Source organism: Dolosigranulum pigrum ATCC 51524, from assembly GCF_000245815.1.
Taxonomy (GTDB): Bacteria; Bacillota; Bacilli; order Lactobacillales; family Carnobacteriaceae_A; genus Dolosigranulum; species Dolosigranulum pigrum.
On sequence record NZ_JH601103.1, the window covers coordinates 1,434,957 to 1,456,108 of the forward strand.

The window sequence follows — 21,152 nt, forward strand, 5'->3', positions numbered from 1 at the left end:
TATCTTCCCTCGTATATTTATTTAATATATATACTATCAGTAATACTAAGAACAGTTGATAAAGTTTCCTTAATATAGATAGTACCTGGTAGTATATTATCTTGTGTATTTGCTTCTCCAAAATTAAGTGTCACATGTCCCAAATTAGCCAAATTTTGATTAACTAAATCACCAACAGTTTCAATATGATATTCATCTCCCGAAATAAACAATCTATCACCGTCTTCAATTTCCCCTTCAATATCATTTATCTTAATTAAATGACAAAATGGCTTCAACTCATCTGGAGCATTTTCACCAAATAAAATAATCATATTCTGTTCAGTCATATCTTTACTTGACTCTCCAATATCCATTACTTTTGTTTTATATTTCATGCTTTAAATTCCTTTCTAGTACATTCCGAAGCTTGCCAACCATGCAACTATTACTCGTGGCGCTCCATTTAAGAATCTTGAATACAAAACTGATGGAACTCCAACTTCAACAGTTTCTGGGTCAGCTTCTTGCAATCCCAGGCCAACTGGGATAAAATCAGCAGCATTTTGGGTATTTATTGCAAACAAAGCGGGTAAAGCTAAATTCGGTGGGATATTACCAGCACCAATTTCTACACCAATCAGAGTTCCAATTACTTGAGCAATAACTGCTCCAGGGCCAAGTAGTGGAGATAAGAATGGTAATGAGGATATAAACCCAATTAAAATTAGTCCCCATATATTCCCAGCAAGTGGGGCCATTACATTTGCAATAACATCTCCAATGCCACTCCCTTGAATCACTCCTATTAACATAGCAACAAATGCCATAAATGGAAGGATAGTATTTATTACAGTTTGTACAGAGTTCCGAGCTGCTTGATTCATAATCGAAATTACTTTTCCAGCTCCCATACCAAATTTAGCTATCATACTCCCTTTTTCAGCATTTTGTTCTGTCAATTTTTTCTCTGTACTATAATTAGTAGATTTTTCTTCCTTAGATGCTGTATTAACTACATTAGTAGACGGTGTGCTTTCATTGCTTACAGCATTATCCACCACTTCAATTTGATTTATTCCTACACTTGAAACATAAATATCTTCAGTGATGTATTTAGCTAGTGGACCTGCTTTTCCTGTAGCCATAATGTTAATAGTAGGTATTTTTTTTTGAGGATAAATCCCACAACGAAGTGTCCCTCCACAGTCAATAATTGCCAACGCAATCTCTTCGTCTGGTATTGATGTTTTAAATCCATTTACAGGTTCCATACCGGATTTTTCAGAAATAAGATCTACAATTTCTGGCTTTTCTCCTCCACCTACTACATAAATAAATTTATGTTTGTCTTCCGTAGGTGTAATGATTAGTGGTCCACCAAAACCACCTTTCCCTTTTGAAATTTTGATTGTATTATATTTTGTCATTATTTTCACTCTTTCTATGCAGATTTTGTTGTCTTACTTAATTCAGTACCTGTTTTTTTACATACATATGAAGTTGTAAAATCAGTAACATATCCTCCAACACCATTCATTACTAAACCAACTAATAAGTATCTAATAGCTAAAGGAGTTGTACTTAGTCCTAATTCTGATATACCATTAGCTATTCCTAACCAAACAAATAGTTCCCCTGGATTAATATGCGGAAATAATCCGTTACTAGTATGATTAAATTGGGCTAGTGACGCATAAAAACTAGGTTTATAAAATTCAGGCATAAACTTCCCTAATGTAAATGATGCAGGATTACCTAGTACAAAAGCTGCAACAAACGGTAATACCATATATCTCATTACAGCATATTTGGACGCCCATTGAGCAAATTTATTTACTTTATCTTCTCCAATCAAATTAATTGCTGCATTCATAAATACTAGTAATATTAGTACTAGTGGTATTATAGATGATACCCAGTCAACAAATACATCTGCACCTATCTGAAATAAATTAATGAATCCTTCTGCTAAATCTACTAAAATTCCCATGTGTATTCCTCCTAAATTTATAAAAAATTAATATGAACTAAAAAATTGATTTTATTTTTCCGAACATAGACTTTTTCACTGGTATCTCCTTTCCTTCTGAAACTAATTGATAATTAGTATATGCATCTAAACTTGCTTTTTTAACATTTCCAATCTCTTTTTCAATTTTACTTAGCTTATTAGGGATGTCTGTAATATGATCTCCTACAAAATTTGAAAAGTTTTTAAATCTTGCTATTACAGATGTTCCTTGTAATTTCTTTCCTTCTTGTATAAATCCTTGATCATCTAACAATAAAAGAATTATTACTCCTGACCCTATATAACCAGATTTTCTCCCAATAGCTACACGTCCTTTTCCTCTCATCCTTTTGAATTCTCTGGAAAAAGATTGCATTTGTTTAAATCCAAAAAATGTTTGTAGTAAATATGCAGGGACCATCAATACTCCTAACAATATAATCACTTCCATTATCTATCATCTCCATAATTCATAAATTTTTCAAAAGAAGTGGTATCAATACTTTTGAGTTCTTGTGTTGCAATCAAATTGAAAATTTTATCATAAATCTTAGTTAATAAATATTCTTGCGAGTCTGTCATTTTCGCTGGTATAGAAAGGAAAACAAATAATTGATCAACCTCATTAGATACCACTATTTTAATATTATCTCCTGAAGGATTAGTTATATGAGGAAAATAGATATTATTTTCATACACCATCGAATTCTCGGATTCTTTTTCCTTGAATATATTAAATAATTTATTTATCAATGTCGGATCATCTTCTATCTCTCTTAATGCTACAAGTACTTTTTCCTCATAAGTAAATTCTTCACTAAAAGAAACACTACAAAATGAGATATCTAAATCTTGACCGATAATATTTTTTTCTTGATTTGAGAGTAATCTCATGTGATAACTTACCTGTTCAATAAAATCAGTCATCTCTTCAATATGAATTACATTCGTTAGCTTATTATCTAAATCTTCAGTTGTGAATATTATTTCAAAATTATTTGTATTTAGTTTTTCTATTTCATGTTTTTTCAAATGAATAATTTCAATTCCATCTAAACTAGTATTATTCAGAATATGCTGTTTAATAAACTTAAAAACTCCCTTGCCCTGATTTGTTACAACCGCTATTTTATTAACAGTTGTACTTATTTCCTGTATTTTTTGATCTTTTTCTTTCAATGCAAAGATAAAATATAGATGTAAATACGAGATATCCTGTTCAGTTGAAATAACATTTAATTCTTTTTCAATTATATATGCAGTCTCCTTAGCAAATTCATATGCTAATGGATATTCATTCTCAAGCTTTATATTAATATTATTTTGATGCGGAATCTTAAATAATAAACGATTAATTAGATACGCTAAATGATCTTTTATTCTTTCGAATAATTTATATTTATTCAAATAAATTGCATACTTCTTTTTTATCTGTTCAGTTGTTTCATCTATTATTTTCTCCAATAACCATTTATTTTCTTTATTTATTCTCATTTTAGCAAATGATGTATTCAAAGATATCATTGGGAAAAATATAACATTAACTTCAATTTGATTTAGGTTAATATTGTATACTCCATTAATTATTTGTGCTAAGTGACTACTCATTGCTAGATCTATATTGTCATAAATTGGAAAATCTTGATTTATTGAATTATTTTTCTCCTTTCTATAAATCATAAATGATACTGTAGTGATCATATTTCTTTTTACAAACTCCGGTAATGAAGTGTCATCTATAATATGTGTTAAATTATCTACAATATCTCTATGAAGTGGCATTATCCATTCCAAATAGCTGTTAACTTCATGCAAAAATATTAGATGTCTTTGGAACTCAGTTGTTTTAAGATAAAGACCTTTATTAGGGCGTCCTAACACTTCTGAATTATAGTGCATAACTCTCTTTCTAATTCTCTTCAAATCATTATTAATTGTTGATCTACTCACATTTAGTTGTTCAGCTAGATTATCTATTGAGATATAATCTGTAGCAATAATTAATTGAAAGAAGATATAAGCAATTCTATTTTTTATTTTATTATAATCATTTTTATTAGACAAATAAATTCTATTCTCTAATTTTTTCAATCTTTTAATCTGATCTTGTTCCAGATTGATTATTTCATCATATCCCTCACACAATTTAGAAGCTACTTTTTGTAACTCTTCTTTGTTAACTGACTGCTCTAACGAAAGGATATCTAAGCTTATCTCCTTTTGATCATAAATATATGATAGAATTATTGCTTCATAGATATCCATTTTATTTCTCCTTTTCTAACCTCTTGATTTTCCACCTGTTATATTTATAGTAGTTCCAGTAATATACTCTGATTTATTGGAAGAAAGAAATGCTGCCAGGTAACCTATTTCTTCTAACTTACCTTTTCTCCGTAATGGAATGCTCTTCTCATATCCAATTCCAATTGACTCTACTGGGATATTTCTAGTATATGCTAAAGCTTCATTATACTCTGGAGTAGTTAACCCTGTTTCTTCATTTATACCTGGGGCAATACCAACAACTTTAATTCCTTTATCTCCGAGTTCTTTCCCCCAAGAACGTGTAAGCCCATTAGTTGCTCCTTTTGTTGCTGAATAAATACTTTGACCTACAGAACCTTCTACACCAGCTTCTGATGTAATATTGATAATACGTCCTTCTATATTATGTCTAAGCATACTTTTTACAACTGCTTGTGCCATAAAAACATAGCCTTTTACATTAATATTAAACATCAACTCAAAAGATTGATTATCAATTTCAAATTGTTCCTTATCAGAATAGAAATCAACTAATAAATTAGGTTTATTGATCCCTGCATTATTAATTAATACATCAATTCTTCCATATTTCTTTTCTACTTTCTCAATAAGTATGTTAATACTATCTAAGTTAGTTACATCAGTTTTTACATATAATATCCCTTCTTCAATTTTATCTTCTGTATCAATATCAGCAACTACGACCTTTGCCTTATTTTTATTTAACACCTTAACAATAGCATTACCTATTCCTGAAGAACCTCCTGTAACAATAATGACTTTCTCATCTAATTCTAAAAAATTATCCATTGTTATTAACCCCTTTCATTTCTAATACCATTTTACATTCAATCAATAAAAAAATTAATACAAGCTTTTTCAATAGTCTCTCTTAAAATCTTGCATTAATTTACACAGTATAATGAAACTAAACTGATATAACTTATCTCCACCTCTAAAGCTAATATATTGAGTAACATGTATTAAAAAATACGGTGACTAACGATCGGAATACCTAACACTTAGGAACATACACTCTCTTACCTTTAGCTAGCAGTTCCTAAGACCAAGTCTAAAACTGCAGTCGACTTTCACCTTCACCACCAAATTATCACTCATACCAGACACACCGACACAAATAAATTAATTATATTTTGTTTAATCTCTAAGGGCTTATTTATGAAGTATCTCAAAGTATTCTTTAGATAAGATGTATTCAATGAATAAGAATATTTTTTTATAAATAAAATCATCAATGATATAGTTATAATAAAATAGAAAAAACCGTTTGATTTTATCCATCTCATGGAGTGGATAAAATCAAACGATGTATTCCGTTACTGATGTGTTGACTTTATGATTACCAACACTAAATGTTGAAGATCCTTTAATTTTTATTTAGCTCATTATACTTTTTAGCAATAGAGTTTACTAATTTATCGTTTGTCAAACCAGTAATATCTATTACAACATCTTTAACATCCTCATTAGCTAATCGCTCTTGCAATTTGATACTTTCACTGTCCTCTGACACATCGAACAACAATAATTTAGCTAGTGTTATAGTTAAATAATCAACCGATAAGTTTCGTTCTGTTGCTTCACGAATAGGTTGAACAAATCGATCTGAATATCCAGCCTTTCGAATAGGTCCACGTCCGACTCGATCAATTTTGTCAGCCAATTTACTATTTTTAAATCGTTCTAAAATTTTATCAATGTAAACTTGATGTTCTTTTTTATCAAAATTCCATTTATCAATCATTAGTTGGCCGGTTTCTTCAAGAGCACCACGAACACTTTTATAGACTTCATCATCTTTAAGTGCTTCATGAATATAATCATATCCAGCGTATTTCCCATGATAAGCAGTGGTTGCATGTCCAGTATTAACTGTAAATAGCTTTCTTTCTATATACGGTGCTAGATCATCCACATAACTCACACTATCCAATTGAATATTAGTGTTCTTAATACCAGATCTATCAATTACCCACTCTTTATAAGGTTCTACCATTACCATAAGCACATCTTCATGTGATTGAATAGGTACGATACGATCAACTGCTGCATCTGGAAATCCAATATAACTATTAATGTATTCCTTAATTTCTTCACTATCAATATGTTGGAGAACTTCTTCTTTCAAAAGAGTACTTCCACCAATCATATTTTCGCAAGCAATGATATCTAAAGGAGTAATATTTCCGCTACCGTAACGTGCACTTAACCCCTCTGCAATAGTTGGAGCAATCAATGGTAAAATATTTGCACCGATAGCTGTAGTTATAATATCAGCTTGTTTAATCTCATCAACAACTGCTTGAAGGTGAGTTTTACTATTAATACCTTTTACATTAGAAATATCAATTGAAGTTGCCCCATCTTCAGCTAGCTCAATTGTGTACGATCCTTGGTCATTTAAGGCATCAATAATTGTGTCATTCACATCAATAAAAGATATTTCAAAGCCATTCTTATAAAGAACTTCTCCGATAAATCCACGTCCAATATTTCCTGCTCCAAAGTGTACTGCTAACATTATGATTCAATACCTCCCAGTAAATCGAGAATTTCATCTTCTGAATTAGCTTGGATTAGCTTATCAATATTTTCTTGTTCATTACAGAATATTGCTATTTGAGATAGAATTTCCAAGTGATCATCACCTTTTCCAGCAATTCCAACTAAAATTTTCGCCTCTCCTTTACCAAAATCAACTCCATCAGGCACTTGTACAAAAGAAATACCCGTCTCAATTACATGTTTTTTAGCTTCTTCTGTCCCATGAGGTATTGCCAGATTATTTCCCATGTATGTTGATGCTGATTCGTCACGTTCAATCATGGCCTCAACATAATCTACTTCAACATATCCACCATCTATAAGTAATTGTCCTACCGCTCGAATAGCTTCCTCTTTTGTGTTATATGATTGATTTAGTGATATATTCTCTTTTCTTAAGATTTCCATATATTATCTCCCTTTCAGTTTTTTAATATTGATAAAAATAATTGGCTAATAAATTGTTCTAGCACTTCTCTAGATCCTTCATTAAATAATTGCAAATTAGATTGATTTTCAACGATAGATCCACTTATTGTGCCTAGTATTTCTTGTGCCATCTCATCGATAGGTTCTGGTCCTAACATTAACAAGACTCGAGTCAGCTTCATATTACTATGCGACATATCTTGAATATTTATCGGTTCTTCCAAGTCATAAATGCTAAAGAAAGGTTGTTTAATACCCGAGTCAATACAATGAAACAGCGCCATCTGTGTATCCGGTATACCAATTGGAGCTTGGTTTAATCGTCGTTCTAACTTTTGTACTACCGGTTCTTGTTCAAGAATTACCTCTTCTTCAAGATTCGAGCAAATGTATTCTAACATGTCTCGAATAGATGGTTTATTTTTTATAGTCTTAACATTAAATGAGTGAAGAATTGCATTGATTATTGATGTGCGACGATAAAAATTATTGAACTCATCAAATTGATCTAAGGACTGTATTGTATTAGTATTTCTACTGACTACTTTTCTGTGTGATTGTTTATGCGAAATCTTCTGTGCAATAATTGTTTTAATATTTTCCATTTCGTCATCCATGATTAAAGGAGTCACTACTTTATATTCTTGTTCAAATCCATTCAAAAAAATTGTCGACAGAATTAAATCGTATTCTTCAAAATTATGTTTGTATAAATTGGATACTGTCGAAATATCGACGGCATTGATTTCAGGAATGTTTTTTACCAGACGACTTTCTAAAATCTTAGCCGTCCCCACACCGCTAGAACAAACAATAAGGATACTCAAATCATTTATTTCAGCTGTTCGCTCAAATGCTGAAGCAAAATGAATTACAATATAAAGTACATCATTTGCATGGAAATCAATATCTAAAAATAAACGCTTCAAGTGTTTTTCAACAACATGACTTAACTCAGTAAATTCATAATAAATTTTATCTAGTAGAGGATTTGATTTCTTGTAAATTGGCGATTGATCGCGTGATAGTGATGCATTAATATGTGCTAGCAAATCATTGTATAGTGCCTTGTCCTCTCGCAAGTCTCGGTTCATCTCATCAGAAACTGATCGTATCAACTCTCTTGTTTTATAGATTAAATTAATATCATAAGATTCCGAGAATTCATGTTTTAATGGAACGTTTAATCCTTCAATTTGACTAGTAAGAAAGTTTATTTCCTCCTCTGTAACAATAAAATTGCTATATTGCAAAGTCAACTCATCCAACAAATACTCTGCCAACACTTTATTTTTTTCTCTTTTTTGTTTAATTTTATTATCCTGATACTTAATTGTATGTCCATCTTTAATTCTCATTGCAGTTAATGCTAAAAGAATAATTAAATTTTGAAGTTGCGTATCAGTCACTTCGTCAAATCTAAATTTTTCATATTGTCGTATTGACTTAAATGATATCTCCAGTGCTTTCTGATCAATTACTTCCAAAAATACATTCGATAAACTGTGATATCGTTCTTCGATAATATTATTTGCTTCATCAAATAGTCGAAAAAAATTAAACTCATTAAATTCGATTGAAATTAGTCCACTAATAATTAGTCGTAAACTTATCTCATCAGCATGAGCTATAATCCCTAAACTTTTTCGACGCTCGACTTCAATCTTATATTCTTGAAACATTTGTTCAATTGACTGCAGATCACTCTGAATTGTACTAGCACTAACCCCAAGATCAATTGCTAATCCATCTATTTTCAGTTCATCCTCAGCAAGTAACAACTTTATAATCAAGATTCGTTGACGTTGTTTCTTCGAAAAGTCATCTAATAATTTTTTCTCACTAATACTATTTCGTAATTTGTCAAGATTTTCTTTATCTCCCGAAATGATATAGCCTTTTGCATCTTTAACTAATTTTAACCCAAAGTTATCTAATGTTTCTTCTGCATTAGATAACTCTCGATAAACTGTTCGTCGACTTACGTCAAGTTTTTCTATTAAAAAACTAACAGTCACGCCTGAAGGTTGATTCATTAATAACGTCAACAGAAGTTTCTCACGTTTAGATAGATACATGATATCTCCTATCCTTTTTAACTAGAAAAGCAGAGAGATTCCCTGCTTTTCTAAAACAATTATTTTTTAACTCGATCGATAACTTCATCATACTTAGGACTACCTAAGAAATTATCCACCGATACATGAACTGCATTTGGTGCATGTTCTTTTGCACGTAGTGTCAATTCTTCTTGCGTAATAATCAATAGACCTTCTTCATCTTTCAATTTACTTACCGGTGAATTAGTTATTTCTATATCTGTGATATTGGCTTCCTTCGCTTTTTTCTTCAATAGAGAGGCGCCCATCGCACTTGATCCCATACCAGCATCACATGCAAATATGATTTTTAAAATTTCTTCATTTTCTAATTCATCTACGCCAACTTTAACGTCTTCTTTATCAGCTCTATCATCTGAAATATCTGAATTAGTCCCTTTCGCTACAGCTTTTGCTTCAGCAGTTTTAACTTGAGCAGCCTGCAAGTCTCCTTCTTTATTATCAAATTTAAGAATAATAGCAGCTATTAGGAATGAAACAACTGCAGCAGATAATACTCCCATTGCAACACCGAAGTAACTATCTGAAGAAGCTAATCCCATAATGGCGAAGATTGAGCCTGGAGATGCAGCAGAAGTCAATCCAGAATCAAATAATACATTAATAAAGGTTCCAGTAACACCACCAGCAATTGCTGCGATAAATAATAATGGTTTCATCATAACATACGGGAAGTAAATTTCATGAATTCCACCAAAGAAATGAATAATTGATGCACCGTACGCACTTGATTTTGCAGATCCTTTCCCAAAGACCATATATGCTAGTAAAATTCCGACACCTGGTCCCGGATTAGTTTCCAGTAAGTAAATAATTGATTTGCCAGCCTCTGCTGTTTGTTGAGCTCCAAGTGGTGTGAATATTCCATGATTAATCGCATTATTCAAGAACAACACTTTAGCAGGTTCAATAAAGACATTGGCAAGTGGTAATAATCCTTTTTGAATTATCCACTCTGTTCCGTTTGCCATAAATGTATTTAATCCTACAAATAATGGACCAATCCCATAATAAGCAGTAATTGCAATCAAGAATCCTAAAATTCCACTAGAGAAGTTATTAACTAACATTTCAAAACCTGTAGGGATACTATCTTGAACAAGTTCATCAAACTTTTTAATTAACCATCCACCTAATGGACCTAATACCATTGCACCAAGTAACATCGGAGCATCAGCACCTAAAATAACACCCATCGTTCCGATTACACCGACAACTCCTCCACGGTGATCGTATACCAAATTCCCCCCTGAAAAAGCAATTAAAATTGGGATAAGATATACAATCATTGGATCAACTAGTCCAGCAAGTTCCTCATTTGGTAAGAATCCATCTGGAATAAACAACATTGTAATTAGTCCCCATGCAATAAGGGCTCCAATATTAGGCATAATCATACTGCTTAAATTAGAACCTAAACGTTGAATAGCCGACTTACTATTAACTGATTTCTGATTTGACACAATATTTCCTCCTTTGATTTATTGTATCTATACTATATCGATAATTGACGGCGTATACAACACCTACTATATAGGTATTTGGCACAAATAAATAAGTTATCTGTGCCAAGATATCATCTTTAATAAAAATAGTCTCCTAAATGTATTATATTTAACACTTAGGAGACTGTTTAATTAATCTTTCAATAATGAGGCTGCTTCTTTATCAAGAATAACTGTTACATCTGAATGGTCTTTTAATGCAGTTGCAGGTATTTCTTCAGTTTTATCAGAATAGAGCATATCATGAATAGCCTGTGCTTTTTCTTTTCCATAAGCAAGTAATAATATTTGTTTAGCTCTAAGTATAGAGGCTATTCCCATTGAATAAGCATATTTTGGTACATCTTCTTCTTTCTCAAAAAATCGTTTATTGGCTTCAATTGTTTCATCAGTTAATTTTACTTTATGAGTTAATGCAGCAAATGATGTACCTGGCTCATTGAAAGCAATGTGTGCATTCGAACCAATTCCTAATACCTGTAAATCAACAGGATACTGTTCTAATATTTTATTGTATCGCTTAATTTCCTCTTCTTCATCTGCTAATCCATCTGGGACAAAACTTTTATTAAATGGTTTTTCATTAAAAAGCTTTTCTTCCATAAAATAACGATAACTTTGCTCGTGATTACCAGGTAGACCAACGTATTCATCCAAATTTACTGATACGCGATCAGTAAAATCTAAATCACTAGACCTAATTTGCTCATATAGTGTTTCTGGTGTACTTCCAGTTGCTAGACCAAATACAGTCGCACCTTTATCATAAGCCTCTTGAAATAAATCAAAAGCCACTTTCCCACCTAAGCGCTCATTCTCTACTATAACAACCTTAAAGCCATTAATTTCTCTTATATCTCTTAACATAAAATCACCTCTCAAAATTATTATGGTACTTTTAAATATAAAAAAATGTCATTTGTTAATTTATGAACTTGCAACCTTTATATTTATGTTAACACCATTTTTATACATACGCAAGATAAAAACTGTCTGACAATAATAATAAAAAATACTTTCAATTTGAACAACTTTGTTTTAAATCAAAAAAGTCTTGGCTTATAGTAAGCCAAGACTTTTTTATCTGATTGATTATTAGATAGTCATGTGTGCGCCTGGTCCGAGTGGGATACCGAGTGCGTACCAGATGAGTAGCACAACACTCCACACTGCTAGGAAAGCAAGCGAGTATGTTAACATGGTTGAGATTAAAGTCCCAATTCCTGAATCTTTGTCATAACGCTTCATAAAGATAAGAATCATCGGGAAGTACGTCATGAGTGGCGAGATGATGTTCGTCGTTGAGTCAGCTACACGATATGCAATCTGCGTCATCTCAGGTGTAATTCCTAAGTTGTAGAACATTGGGACGAAGATTGGAGCTAGAATGGCCCATTTCGCTGAAGCTGATCCCATGAAAAGGTTAATAAATGCTACTAGTAAAATAAATACAAAAATTAATAATGGACCACCGAAGCCTGCATTTTGTAAGAAATTCGCTCCAGAAATGGAGATGATTTTTCCTAAGTTTGAGTAATTGAAGTAGTTGATTAATTGTGCAGCGAAGAAAGCTAAGACAATGTAACCACTCATTGAACCCATAGCCTCTTTCATTCCTTCAACAAAATCATTGGAATCCTTGATCTTACCGACTGAAACACCGTACGTAATACCGGGAATTGTGAATAGTAAGAAAATAGCTGTCATTAAACCTGTGCTTAAGAACGGATTAATACTCATCTCACCCGTCGATTCCTCAATTGCTTGGAAGAACCCACTCCCAGGCAAACCGAGATCAAACATTAAGTACGCCATAATAACTGCATAGATTAATAGAGAAATACCAGCTAATTTTAATGCTCGAGCTTCTTCGGAAGTAATATCTTCTTGGTCTGGTTTATAATTGCCGTTGTATTCACCCAATCTTGGTTCGATGATTTTATCTGTTACCCAAGCACCGACAATAGTTAGAATAAAGGTCGAGGCAATTAAGAAGTACCAGTTGGCTGTCACTGCCACATCATAATTAAGATTCGCTGAAGCAAGTGCTTCGTTAGTTAGTCCTTGCAAGAGAGCATCGGTAGGACCCACTAGTAAGTTCGCAGAAAATCCACCAGACACACCAGCAAATGCGGCCGCTAATCCAGCAATTGGATGACGCCCTGCTCCCGCAAAAATAATCGCTCCTAAAGGTACTACCACAACATATCCCACATCGGATGCGATATTCGAGTTAATTCCAGCAAATACAATCGCAGCTGATAGTAACATCGGTGGTACATTTTCCAATAGTTTCTTCATTGAAGTACTGATCAGACCGGTCCATTCAGCAATTCCAACCCCCAGCATAGCTACCAAAACTGTACCAAGTGGCGCAAATCCCGTAAAGTTAGATACTAAATTATTAAATATATAATTAATTCCTTCACGCGATAGTAAGGATTCTGCGACCACAATACTATCTTCTTGTGCGACACTATCAAAATAAGATAATTCAAAATTCATAGCACTTAAAATAGCTGATACGGCAATAACAATCGCAGCTAACACAATAAAGATAACAACCGGATGTGGGAGTTTATTCCCTACACGTTCAATCCATCCAAAAAAACCAGATGAGTTCTCTTGACTGGTTTCCTGAGTATCCATCTCAGAGTTTGATTTTTTTCTTTCATCTTTTGTCATACTTACGTCCTCCTTTTATAATATCTTTCTAATTTTACTACGATAGATTACTTATTTCAAGCCTATTCTAAAAAGTAAACGATTTTATTTTGAATAAAGTGCTTTCTAGCGGTGGAAAAATAGATATTGTCTCGTTTTATACGTTTTTCACTGTTATTTTAAGAGCTGTTGACTCTCTCTATTCGTGAAATGTGCTACAATAAGAATACATTATGAAAGGAGATTGTTATGATCAAGATTGGTTTAACGGGATGGTCCGATCATCCTACTATTCAACGAAGCACACACAAATTAGAAGATTATGCGATGCATTTCCCTATTGTCGAAATGGATACGAGTTTTTACGCCATTCCACCTGAGAAAAATATTTTAAGTTGGATGGAGACCACGCCTGATATTTTCCAATTCATTCCGAAAGCTTATAGTGGGATGACAGGCCATCGCCAAGGGATGAATGAATTTTCTTCTATTCAAGAAATGTTCGATCAGTTCAAATATGCCTTCAATCCACTGATTGCTCAAGGAAGGATTGCTTGTTTCCTCTTCCAATTCCCACCGACATTTGAGTGTACAAAAGCATCAGTTCATTATTTAAGACAAGTACGAGAATGGATGGGTGAATTAAAGGTCGCGGTTGAGTTCCGCCATCCAAGTTGGTTTAGTGAAGCATTCAAAGATAAAACATTAGAGTTCTTAGAAGCAAATCATTTCATTCATGTGATAGTTGATCAACCACAAACTCCTGCCAATAGTGTGCCGTTCATCCCAGAAGTCACCCATTCTACTTCAACCATGATGAGATTACATGGCCGGAATTATCGAGGATGGTTGGGAGAAGAGGTCGATGATTGGCGGAAAGAACGGACGCTGTATCATTATTCTACTGATGAACTCACTGATTTAGCACAGACGGTGAAACAATTAGATGCCGAAACACGTGATATGTTCATTATCTTTAATAATAATTCAGGCGGGCATGCTGCACCAAATGCGAAAGAACTAAAACGCTTATTAGGCATTGAATACACCCACTTAGGGCCACAACAGACACAGCTTTTCTAACGATGTAGGATATTTATGATGCTTTTATGATAAATTCATGATTAGTCTTGACATCCGGAAGAACTTTCTATAATCTTTAATATGTAGTAAAATAACAGAAAGTACTTTCAATATTTGAGTGAAAGTCATTAAAACAGAAAGTTGGAATATGTATGTGTGGAATTGTTGGGTATATTGGCCCAAGAACGGCTCAAGATATCTTACTGAATGGATTAGAAACGTTAGAATATCGTGGTTATGACTCAGCTGGTATCTTTGCCATGAACCAGGCTGGAGATGGTGAATTAGCAAAAGTTAAAGGACGTATTGCTGATTTAAGAAGCCATGTTGATGCTGAGGCGATGACGGATAAGACGATGGGAATCGGACACACGCGATGGGCTACACACGGCTCACCGACTGCTGAGAATGCTCATCCTCATCAATCAACTAGTGAACGCTTTACCTTAGTGCATAATGGTGTAATTGATAATTTCAATCAATTAAAAACAACTTACTTAGACCAAGTAACATTCCAATCTGAAACAGATACAGAAGTGATCGTTCAACTAATTGCTTACTTTGTCGAAGAAAAAGGATTAGCAACTGCAGAAGCGTTCAAAGAAACACTTAAATGTTTAGAGGGCTCGTATGCTGTTGCCTTAATCGATCGTGAACAACCCGATACCTTATTTGCTGCCAAAAATAAATCCCCGCTGTTACTCGGTGTGGGGGCTGATTTTAATGTGATCTCTTCTGACGCGATTGCTATGATTAAAGAGACGTCTGAATTTATTGAATTAAAAGATGGTGAACTGGCTGAATTGACGCGGGAAGCCATTCGAATCGAAACGCTCGACGGTGAAGCGATTCAGCGTGATTCATTTACAGCGGATATTGATTTCTCTGACTTGGGTAAAGGAACTTACGCTCATTATATGCTGAAGGAAATTAATGAACAGCCTGCTGTTATTCGTAACTTACTCAGTCATTATATTGCTGAAGATGCTTCCTTTAAAATCGATGAGCAACTCCTTATGCAACTTCAGGCGAGTGATCGGATTTATATTATCGCTGCTGGAACAAGTTATCATGCTGGATTAGTGGGTAAGCATTTGTTCGAAAAAATTGCGGGGATTCCAACTGAAGTTCATGTAGCGAGTGAATTTGCCTATAATCCTCCTCTCTTAGCCAACAAGCCATTCTTTATCTATATTTCCCAATCAGGTGAAACAGCTGATAGTCGCCAAGTCTTAGTCCAGACCACTGAACAAGGCTACCCCTCACTAACTATTACAAATGTGAAGGGGTCTACACTTTCACGAGAAGCAGACAATACCTTATTGCTCCAAGCGGGTCCTGAGATCGCCGTAGCCTCAACTAAAGCCTACACTGCACAAATTGGCCTACTGAGTATCCTAGCCGCAGCTTATCGCAATTATATTGGTCAAGAACAGATTATTGACATCCAGGGAGAACTTAGCTTAGTTGCCACAGCGATGGAGACCGTTATTAATGATCACGATGTCTTTAAAGCAATCGCGCAAGCTTCTCTTGCTCCACATCCACGTGCTTTCTTCATTGGACGAGGGCTAGATTATCACGTTGTCCTAGAAGCAGCCCTTAAACTGAAAGAAATCTCTTATATCCAAACAGAAGGCTGGGCTTCCGGTGAATTAAAACATGGAACGATTGCTTTAATTGAAGATGATGTGCCCGTTATCTCAATTATTACCGATCAGCGAACAGCCTTGCTAGCGCGCAGTAATGCCCATGAAGTGTTATCGCGCGGAGCAACGTCACTTATTATTGCTATGGATGGATTAGATGAAACAGAGGATGCTTATGTATTACCTCACGTTCACGAAACTCTCACACCACTTGTCTCTGTTATTGCTAGCCAGTTGCTTGCTTACTACACAGCTCTTGAGTTAGGTAACGATATCGATAAACCACGTAACCTGGCTAAATCGGTCACTGTTGAATAATCCAGTCCAAAAAGGTCTCTCCACATTGATGCGAGCGACCTTTTTTTGTACACAAAAAAACATCCCGAACTTAGATTGCTCGAGATGCTTTCAGTTTTGTTATTAAAAATGGGTTAACCGCGTCGTTGTTTCGCATCAACTGAACGCTTGAGGACTTGTCCCATGTAGTTAATACATAACATTAAGACAAGAATTGTCAAGGTTGCTGGTAACCAAACCCATGGACGTAATTCAATGTTTTCTGGTGATGTCGCTGCACTGACTAATCGTCCTAATGTTGGTACGTGAGGTGGAAGTCCAAATCCGAGGTAAGTCAGACCTGTTTCCACCCCGATATTAGCTGCATAGGATAAGATTAATTGAATCATAATTAATGATGCTAAGTTTGGTAACAATTCTTTTACCATAATGCGCCATGTTGGTGTTCCCATTGTTTTAGAAGCACTGATGTAGTCTAGTTCCCCTTCTGACAAGGCACGCGAACGTGTTGTACGAACGAAGCCGGTCCAAGCAAAAATACTCATAATAAACACGAATGCTCCAATGGTGACATCACGGACCACAACAACGAACACAATAATAATCATCAATCGTGGTAAAATCATGACGAAATCGGTAATCCGCATAATAATGTTATCGACCAATCCACCGTAGTATCCGGCAATAACACCTAGAATAATCCCAATAACAGCCATAATTGTGGTAACCATTACTCCAATTAAGAGTGAGTTCCCTGTTCCAATAATTAATTGGTGAAGTACGTCACGTCCCCCTTGGTCAGCTCCAAGTAAATAAGTGCTCTCGCCACTCCAAGCTTCTGCTAATAAGCTCCAAGAGAATGGTTCTGGTTTTTTGAATCGATTTAAAATGTTAACTTGCATAATTTCAGCCGCATCTACACGTAAATTCCATAACACAATGATTAAAACAACAAGCATGAAGATAATCAAGGCTCCCAATGCTACTTTATCGCGTAGAAATTCTCGCACAATAATTTGGAATCCCATCGCACGATCAGGTTTTTTCTCAATATCTTCTGAGACAGCTTCCATTTGATCTAATTGTTCACTCATAAGTCCCTTCCTTTCTATCGCGTCATCTAGTCAATTCGAATTCGTGGATCGACAAGACTCATAATAATATCAGATATCAATGATGAAATAATTGAGATCACACCGTACAATAAGACAAGTGTAATAACAACTGGGTAATCTCGACCGTTAATTGAGCCTAAGAATAATGTTCCCATTCCACTGTACGTGAAAATTTGTTCGATAAAGATTGATCCACTTAATAATCCGACGATAACAAATCCGATTGATGAAGCAATTGGTAAGAATGCATTTCTGAAAATATGTTTAGAATATACTTTACCAATTGGGACACCTTTTGATCGAGCAGTACGCACGTAATCGCGACTCTTCGCATCGATAACTTCACTACGCAAGATTTGCGTAACACCAACTGTTCCAAGAACTCCTCCAGTAAAGCCTGGTAGAATTAGGCGATAAATCATATCTTTATAATACGCCCATGTGCCTGGTTCTAGACGAATATCAACTGTTCCACCTGTTGGGAACCAACCTAATTGGTAACCAAAAATAAATAACATAAGTAAAGCTAATACAAAGGTTGGAATAGCGTAACTGATGTAGTTGTAGAGTAAAACGAAACGATCGAACCATGAATCATCATAGCGTCCAGATAACAAACCAAATGGCAAGGCAATAGCGTAAGCAAAGAATAATGATACAAAACCTAGACGAATAGAGTTAATTGCTCGCGCTCCAATAATTCGGCTAACGGGTACTTTATACGTGAAGCTTCGCCCGAAGTCCCCTTTTAAAGCATTCGTAATCCAATCGAAGTAACGAACAGGTAGCGGGTCATTTAAGCCCATCTGTTCACGTAATTCTTCTAATCGTGCAGGGTCAATATTCGGATCAATCAACCCAGTCAATGCATCTCCCGGCATAAATTCGGCAACAACGAATACTAATATACTCAAAAGTAAAATTTGAGGAATCATAATTAACAATCGTCGTACAACTGTTTTCCACATAATTAATGTCCTCCTTTTTCAAATCGAGTCGAAGGATTATCTCGGTGGCCATCTGGGTTGAAAGCAACTTGATGTCCTTCCTCAAAGTCTTGCAAATCATAAACACGACCGTTTTCATCGTAGTAGCCTGTTTGTTCTTTTTGGTAGACTTCTTCTACGCGACGTCTCTCAGCTTTATGTGCTTCTCTGACACTTGGATCCATATCTGGAATAGCTGATAATAGACGCTTAGTATAAATATGCTGCGGATTAGTATAAACTTTTTCTTTAACTCCTTGTTCAACGAAGCGTCCTTTGTGCATAATCGCTAAATTATCTGACATATGTTTTACCACACCTAAGTCGTGTGAAATAAATAAATAACTTAATTCGAACTCTTCTTGAATTCGTTTCATAAAGTTAAGTACTTGCGCTTGAACAGATAAGTCAAGGGCCGAAGTAGGCTCATCGGCAATAATTAATTGTGGGTTACTAGCCACTGCTCGCGCTACTCCGATACGTTGGCGCTGTCCACCTGAGAATTCATGTGGGTAGCGGTATAATACTTCTTCACGCATCCCAACAATCTCAAGTAATTCGATTACCTTGCGCTTCTCTTCGTCGTGTGTGTAGTTAAAGTAGTTACGCATTGGCTCAGCAATTACATCTTTAATCCGTTTTTTCGGGTTTAATGAAGATGTTGAATCTTGGAAAATCATTTGAACATCTTTATTATAATCCGCATATTCTTTTTTCAGACTTCTTGCTTTACCTGTAACATCTTTTCCATTATAGAAGATTTTTCCTGATGTAATCGGCTCTAATCCAATCAACGCTTTTCCGATAGTTGATTTCCCTGAACCCGATTCTCCAACTAATCCATAAGTTTTTCCACTATCAATCTCAAGTGAAACACCATCGACGGCTTTCACATAATCTTGAATTGTATTAAAGATTCCCCCACGGATTGGGTAATGCACTTTCAAATCTCTTAATTCAATTAAACTCATGCCTTATTCTCCTCTCCTGGGAAATAGAAATGTTTCCAAGAATTACCTCGTACTTTGTGCCCTGGTGCAATTTCAGTCAATTGTGGATCATCATCGAAAGCATCATCATTCATCCATGGAATACGATCCTTGAAGCGATCTCCCGTACGCGGTAAGTTCTGAAGTGACGGCACTGTTCCGTGAATAACGTGCAATTCTTCTCCATCTGCCAACTCATGTGGTACAGATTTCAAGAGTGATCTTGTGTATGGGTGTTTTGGATTAGCAAATAATTCCTCAACCGGTGCTTCTTCAACGATTTGACCAGCATACATAACCGCAACGCGATCGGCTGTTTCAGCCACAACACCTAAATCGTGTGTAATTAAAATAATTCCGTTATGTGTTTCTTCTTGGATATCATTCATCAGGTCCAAAATTTGCGCTTGAATCGTTACATCAAGAGCAGTTGTTGGCTCATCTGCAATTAAAATAGGTGGCTTATTCGCCAAAGCAATCGCAATAACAACACGTTGACGCATCCCACCTGATAGTTCATGTGGATAAGCTTTCATTACTTGTTCCGGTCGCGGAATACCTACCTGATTCAAGAGTTCTAATACGCGCGCTTTACGCTGTTCTTCATTCATATCTGTATGGTAAAGTAATGATTCCGCAATCTGCTTGTAAACCGTCATAACTGGGTTTAGAGTTCCGAGTGGATCTTGGAAAATCATCCCAATATCATTACCTCTAATTTTATTGTATAATTTTTCATTTAATTTATTCAGATCGTAGTCTTGGTAAATAATCTCGCCTTCAACGCGAGTATTCAATGGGTCATGTAAACCAATGATCGCCGTAGCTAAGGTTGATTTCCCACTTCCAGATTCACCTACGATAGCTAGAATTTCATCTTTTTCAAGCGTTAATGAAACATCATCAACTGCATTGTAAAATTTATCGCCGTATCGGAAGCCAACCGACAAATTATTAATTTCTAATAAGCTTTTTTCAACAGCCATACTAAACCTCCTAATATAATCTTTCTGATTAAACGTCCCTTAAATAAAAAGTACGTTAGTTCTATTTTAAAGTAATAGTCTAAAATTTCAAGTCTTTTTTTAAACTTAATTTAATTTCATCTCATGATATGGATTAATTAGGAGATGTTATTGTTGGCTCATGACATAATCAACAGCTTTCCCCACTGTAGTGAGATTTTCTGCATCTTCATCAGGGATTTCGCGACCAAATTGATCTTCCATTTCCATCACCAATTCAACAATTTCTAAAGAATCTGCTCCTAGATCATCTTGAAAAGTGGTATCCCGTGTAATTTTATCCTCATCAACACCGAGCTGATCAACAATAATGGTTCTGATTTTATCAAATACTTGTTGTTCGTTCATCGTTACCCCTCCTATAAGGTTTATTTATGAGTAAGTTACATTAATTTATTAATCTTTTTGCAACTTTACACTTATTTATTCTTACTTTAACATTTTAACGCATACGTTTCTGTTTT

At 34.8% G+C, this 21,152-nt stretch carries 19 protein-coding genes; 2 read left to right on the top strand and 17 right to left on the bottom strand.

Features of this window, described 5'->3' with window-relative positions:
- Positions 1-17 precede the first annotated feature (17 nt).
- From HMPREF9703_RS06535 to HMPREF9703_RS06590, 12 genes are all read right to left on the bottom strand, one after another.
- A complete protein-coding gene (locus HMPREF9703_RS06535; protein ID WP_004636540.1) occupies positions 18-377 on the bottom strand; it encodes a PTS glucitol/sorbitol transporter subunit IIA in 360 nt (119 codons plus the stop codon).
- A 15-nt stretch (positions 378-392) separates the two neighbouring features.
- A complete protein-coding gene (gene srlE, locus HMPREF9703_RS06540; RefSeq protein ID WP_004636541.1) occupies positions 393-1,409 on the bottom strand; it encodes a PTS glucitol/sorbitol transporter subunit IIB in 1,017 nt (338 codons plus the stop codon).
- 14 nt (positions 1,410-1,423) lie between these two features.
- Positions 1,424-1,972 (bottom strand): PTS glucitol/sorbitol transporter subunit IIC, encoded by a 549-nt coding sequence (gene srlA / locus HMPREF9703_RS06545; RefSeq protein ID WP_004636542.1) that lies wholly within the window; start codon positions 1,970-1,972, stop codon positions 1,424-1,426.
- A 37-nt stretch (positions 1,973-2,009) separates the two neighbouring features.
- Positions 2,010-2,444 (bottom strand): transcriptional regulator GutM, encoded by a 435-nt coding sequence (locus tag HMPREF9703_RS06550; protein WP_004636543.1) that lies wholly within the window; start codon positions 2,442-2,444, stop codon positions 2,010-2,012.
- Positions 2,444-4,258 carry a BglG family transcription antiterminator gene (locus HMPREF9703_RS06555; RefSeq protein WP_004636544.1) on the bottom strand — a complete coding sequence of 605 codons (1,815 nt, stop codon included), beginning with the start codon at positions 4,256-4,258 and terminating at the stop codon, positions 2,444-2,446. Before HMPREF9703_RS06555 ends, HMPREF9703_RS06550 begins: the two co-directional genes overlap by 1 nt.
- Before the next feature lie 15 nt (positions 4,259-4,273).
- Positions 4,274-5,071 (bottom strand): sorbitol-6-phosphate dehydrogenase subunit, encoded by a 798-nt coding sequence (locus tag HMPREF9703_RS06560; RefSeq protein WP_004636545.1) that lies wholly within the window; start codon positions 5,069-5,071, stop codon positions 4,274-4,276.
- A gap of 577 nt (positions 5,072-5,648) precedes the next feature.
- Positions 5,649-6,803: a mannitol-1-phosphate 5-dehydrogenase gene (locus HMPREF9703_RS06565; RefSeq protein ID WP_004636546.1), complete on the bottom strand. Its 1,155-nt coding sequence runs from the start codon at positions 6,801-6,803 to the stop codon at positions 5,649-5,651.
- Positions 6,803-7,234, bottom strand: coding sequence for a PTS mannitol transporter subunit IIA (locus tag HMPREF9703_RS06570; RefSeq protein ID WP_004636547.1), 432 nt, complete (start codon positions 7,232-7,234; stop codon positions 6,803-6,805). Before HMPREF9703_RS06570 ends, HMPREF9703_RS06565 begins: the two co-directional genes overlap by 1 nt.
- 14 nt (positions 7,235-7,248) lie before the next feature.
- Entirely contained in the window at positions 7,249-9,333 is a 2,085-nt protein-coding gene (locus HMPREF9703_RS06575; RefSeq protein ID WP_004636548.1) for a BglG family transcription antiterminator, read from the bottom strand.
- Positions 9,334-9,392: 59 nt separating this feature from the next.
- Positions 9,393-10,838 (bottom strand): PTS mannitol transporter subunit IIBC, encoded by a 1,446-nt coding sequence (locus HMPREF9703_RS06580; RefSeq protein ID WP_004636549.1) that lies wholly within the window; start codon positions 10,836-10,838, stop codon positions 9,393-9,395.
- Positions 10,839-11,012: 174 nt separating this feature from the next.
- Positions 11,013-11,747: a glucosamine-6-phosphate deaminase gene (locus tag HMPREF9703_RS06585; RefSeq protein WP_004636550.1), complete on the bottom strand. Its 735-nt coding sequence runs from the start codon at positions 11,745-11,747 to the stop codon at positions 11,013-11,015.
- 228 nt (positions 11,748-11,975) lie between these two features.
- Positions 11,976-13,565: an AbgT family transporter gene (locus HMPREF9703_RS06590; RefSeq protein WP_004636551.1), complete on the bottom strand. Its 1,590-nt coding sequence runs from the start codon at positions 13,563-13,565 to the stop codon at positions 11,976-11,978.
- Positions 13,566-13,793: 228 nt separating this feature from the next.
- On the opposite strand from HMPREF9703_RS06590, the gene HMPREF9703_RS06595 reads away from it, so the two are divergent.
- Entirely contained in the window at positions 13,794-14,627 is an 834-nt protein-coding gene (locus HMPREF9703_RS06595) for a DUF72 domain-containing protein (RefSeq protein WP_004636552.1), read from the top strand.
- A gap of 152 nt (positions 14,628-14,779) precedes the next feature.
- Entirely contained in the window at positions 14,780-16,594 is a 1,815-nt protein-coding gene (glmS, locus tag HMPREF9703_RS06600; protein ID WP_004636553.1) for a glutamine--fructose-6-phosphate transaminase (isomerizing), read from the top strand.
- A 113-nt stretch (positions 16,595-16,707) separates the two neighbouring features.
- Here glmS and HMPREF9703_RS06605 read toward each other — a convergent pair whose 3' ends face one another.
- From HMPREF9703_RS06605 to acpP, 5 genes are all read right to left on the bottom strand, one after another.
- Positions 16,708-17,667, bottom strand: a complete 960-nt coding sequence (locus HMPREF9703_RS06605; RefSeq protein WP_004636554.1) for an ABC transporter permease — start codon at positions 17,665-17,667, stop codon at positions 16,708-16,710.
- 26 nt (positions 17,668-17,693) lie between these two features.
- Positions 17,694-18,656 carry an oligopeptide ABC transporter permease gene (gene opp4B / locus HMPREF9703_RS06610; RefSeq protein WP_004636555.1) on the bottom strand — a complete coding sequence of 321 codons (963 nt, stop codon included), beginning with the start codon at positions 18,654-18,656 and terminating at the stop codon, positions 17,694-17,696.
- A 2-nt stretch (positions 18,657-18,658) separates the two neighbouring features.
- The gene (locus tag HMPREF9703_RS06615) at positions 18,659-19,645 is read right to left on the bottom strand and encodes an ATP-binding cassette domain-containing protein (RefSeq protein WP_004636556.1); all 987 of its coding nucleotides are present in this window, start codon (positions 19,643-19,645) and stop codon (positions 18,659-18,661) included.
- Entirely contained in the window at positions 19,642-20,649 is a 1,008-nt protein-coding gene (locus tag HMPREF9703_RS06620) for an ABC transporter ATP-binding protein (protein WP_004636557.1), read from the bottom strand. The genes HMPREF9703_RS06615 and HMPREF9703_RS06620 overlap by 4 nt, the downstream gene beginning before the upstream one ends.
- Positions 20,650-20,796: 147 nt before the next feature.
- Positions 20,797-21,036 carry an acyl carrier protein gene (gene acpP / locus HMPREF9703_RS06625; protein WP_004636558.1) on the bottom strand — a complete coding sequence of 80 codons (240 nt, stop codon included), beginning with the start codon at positions 21,034-21,036 and terminating at the stop codon, positions 20,797-20,799.
- Positions 21,037-21,152: the final 116 nt, after the last annotated feature.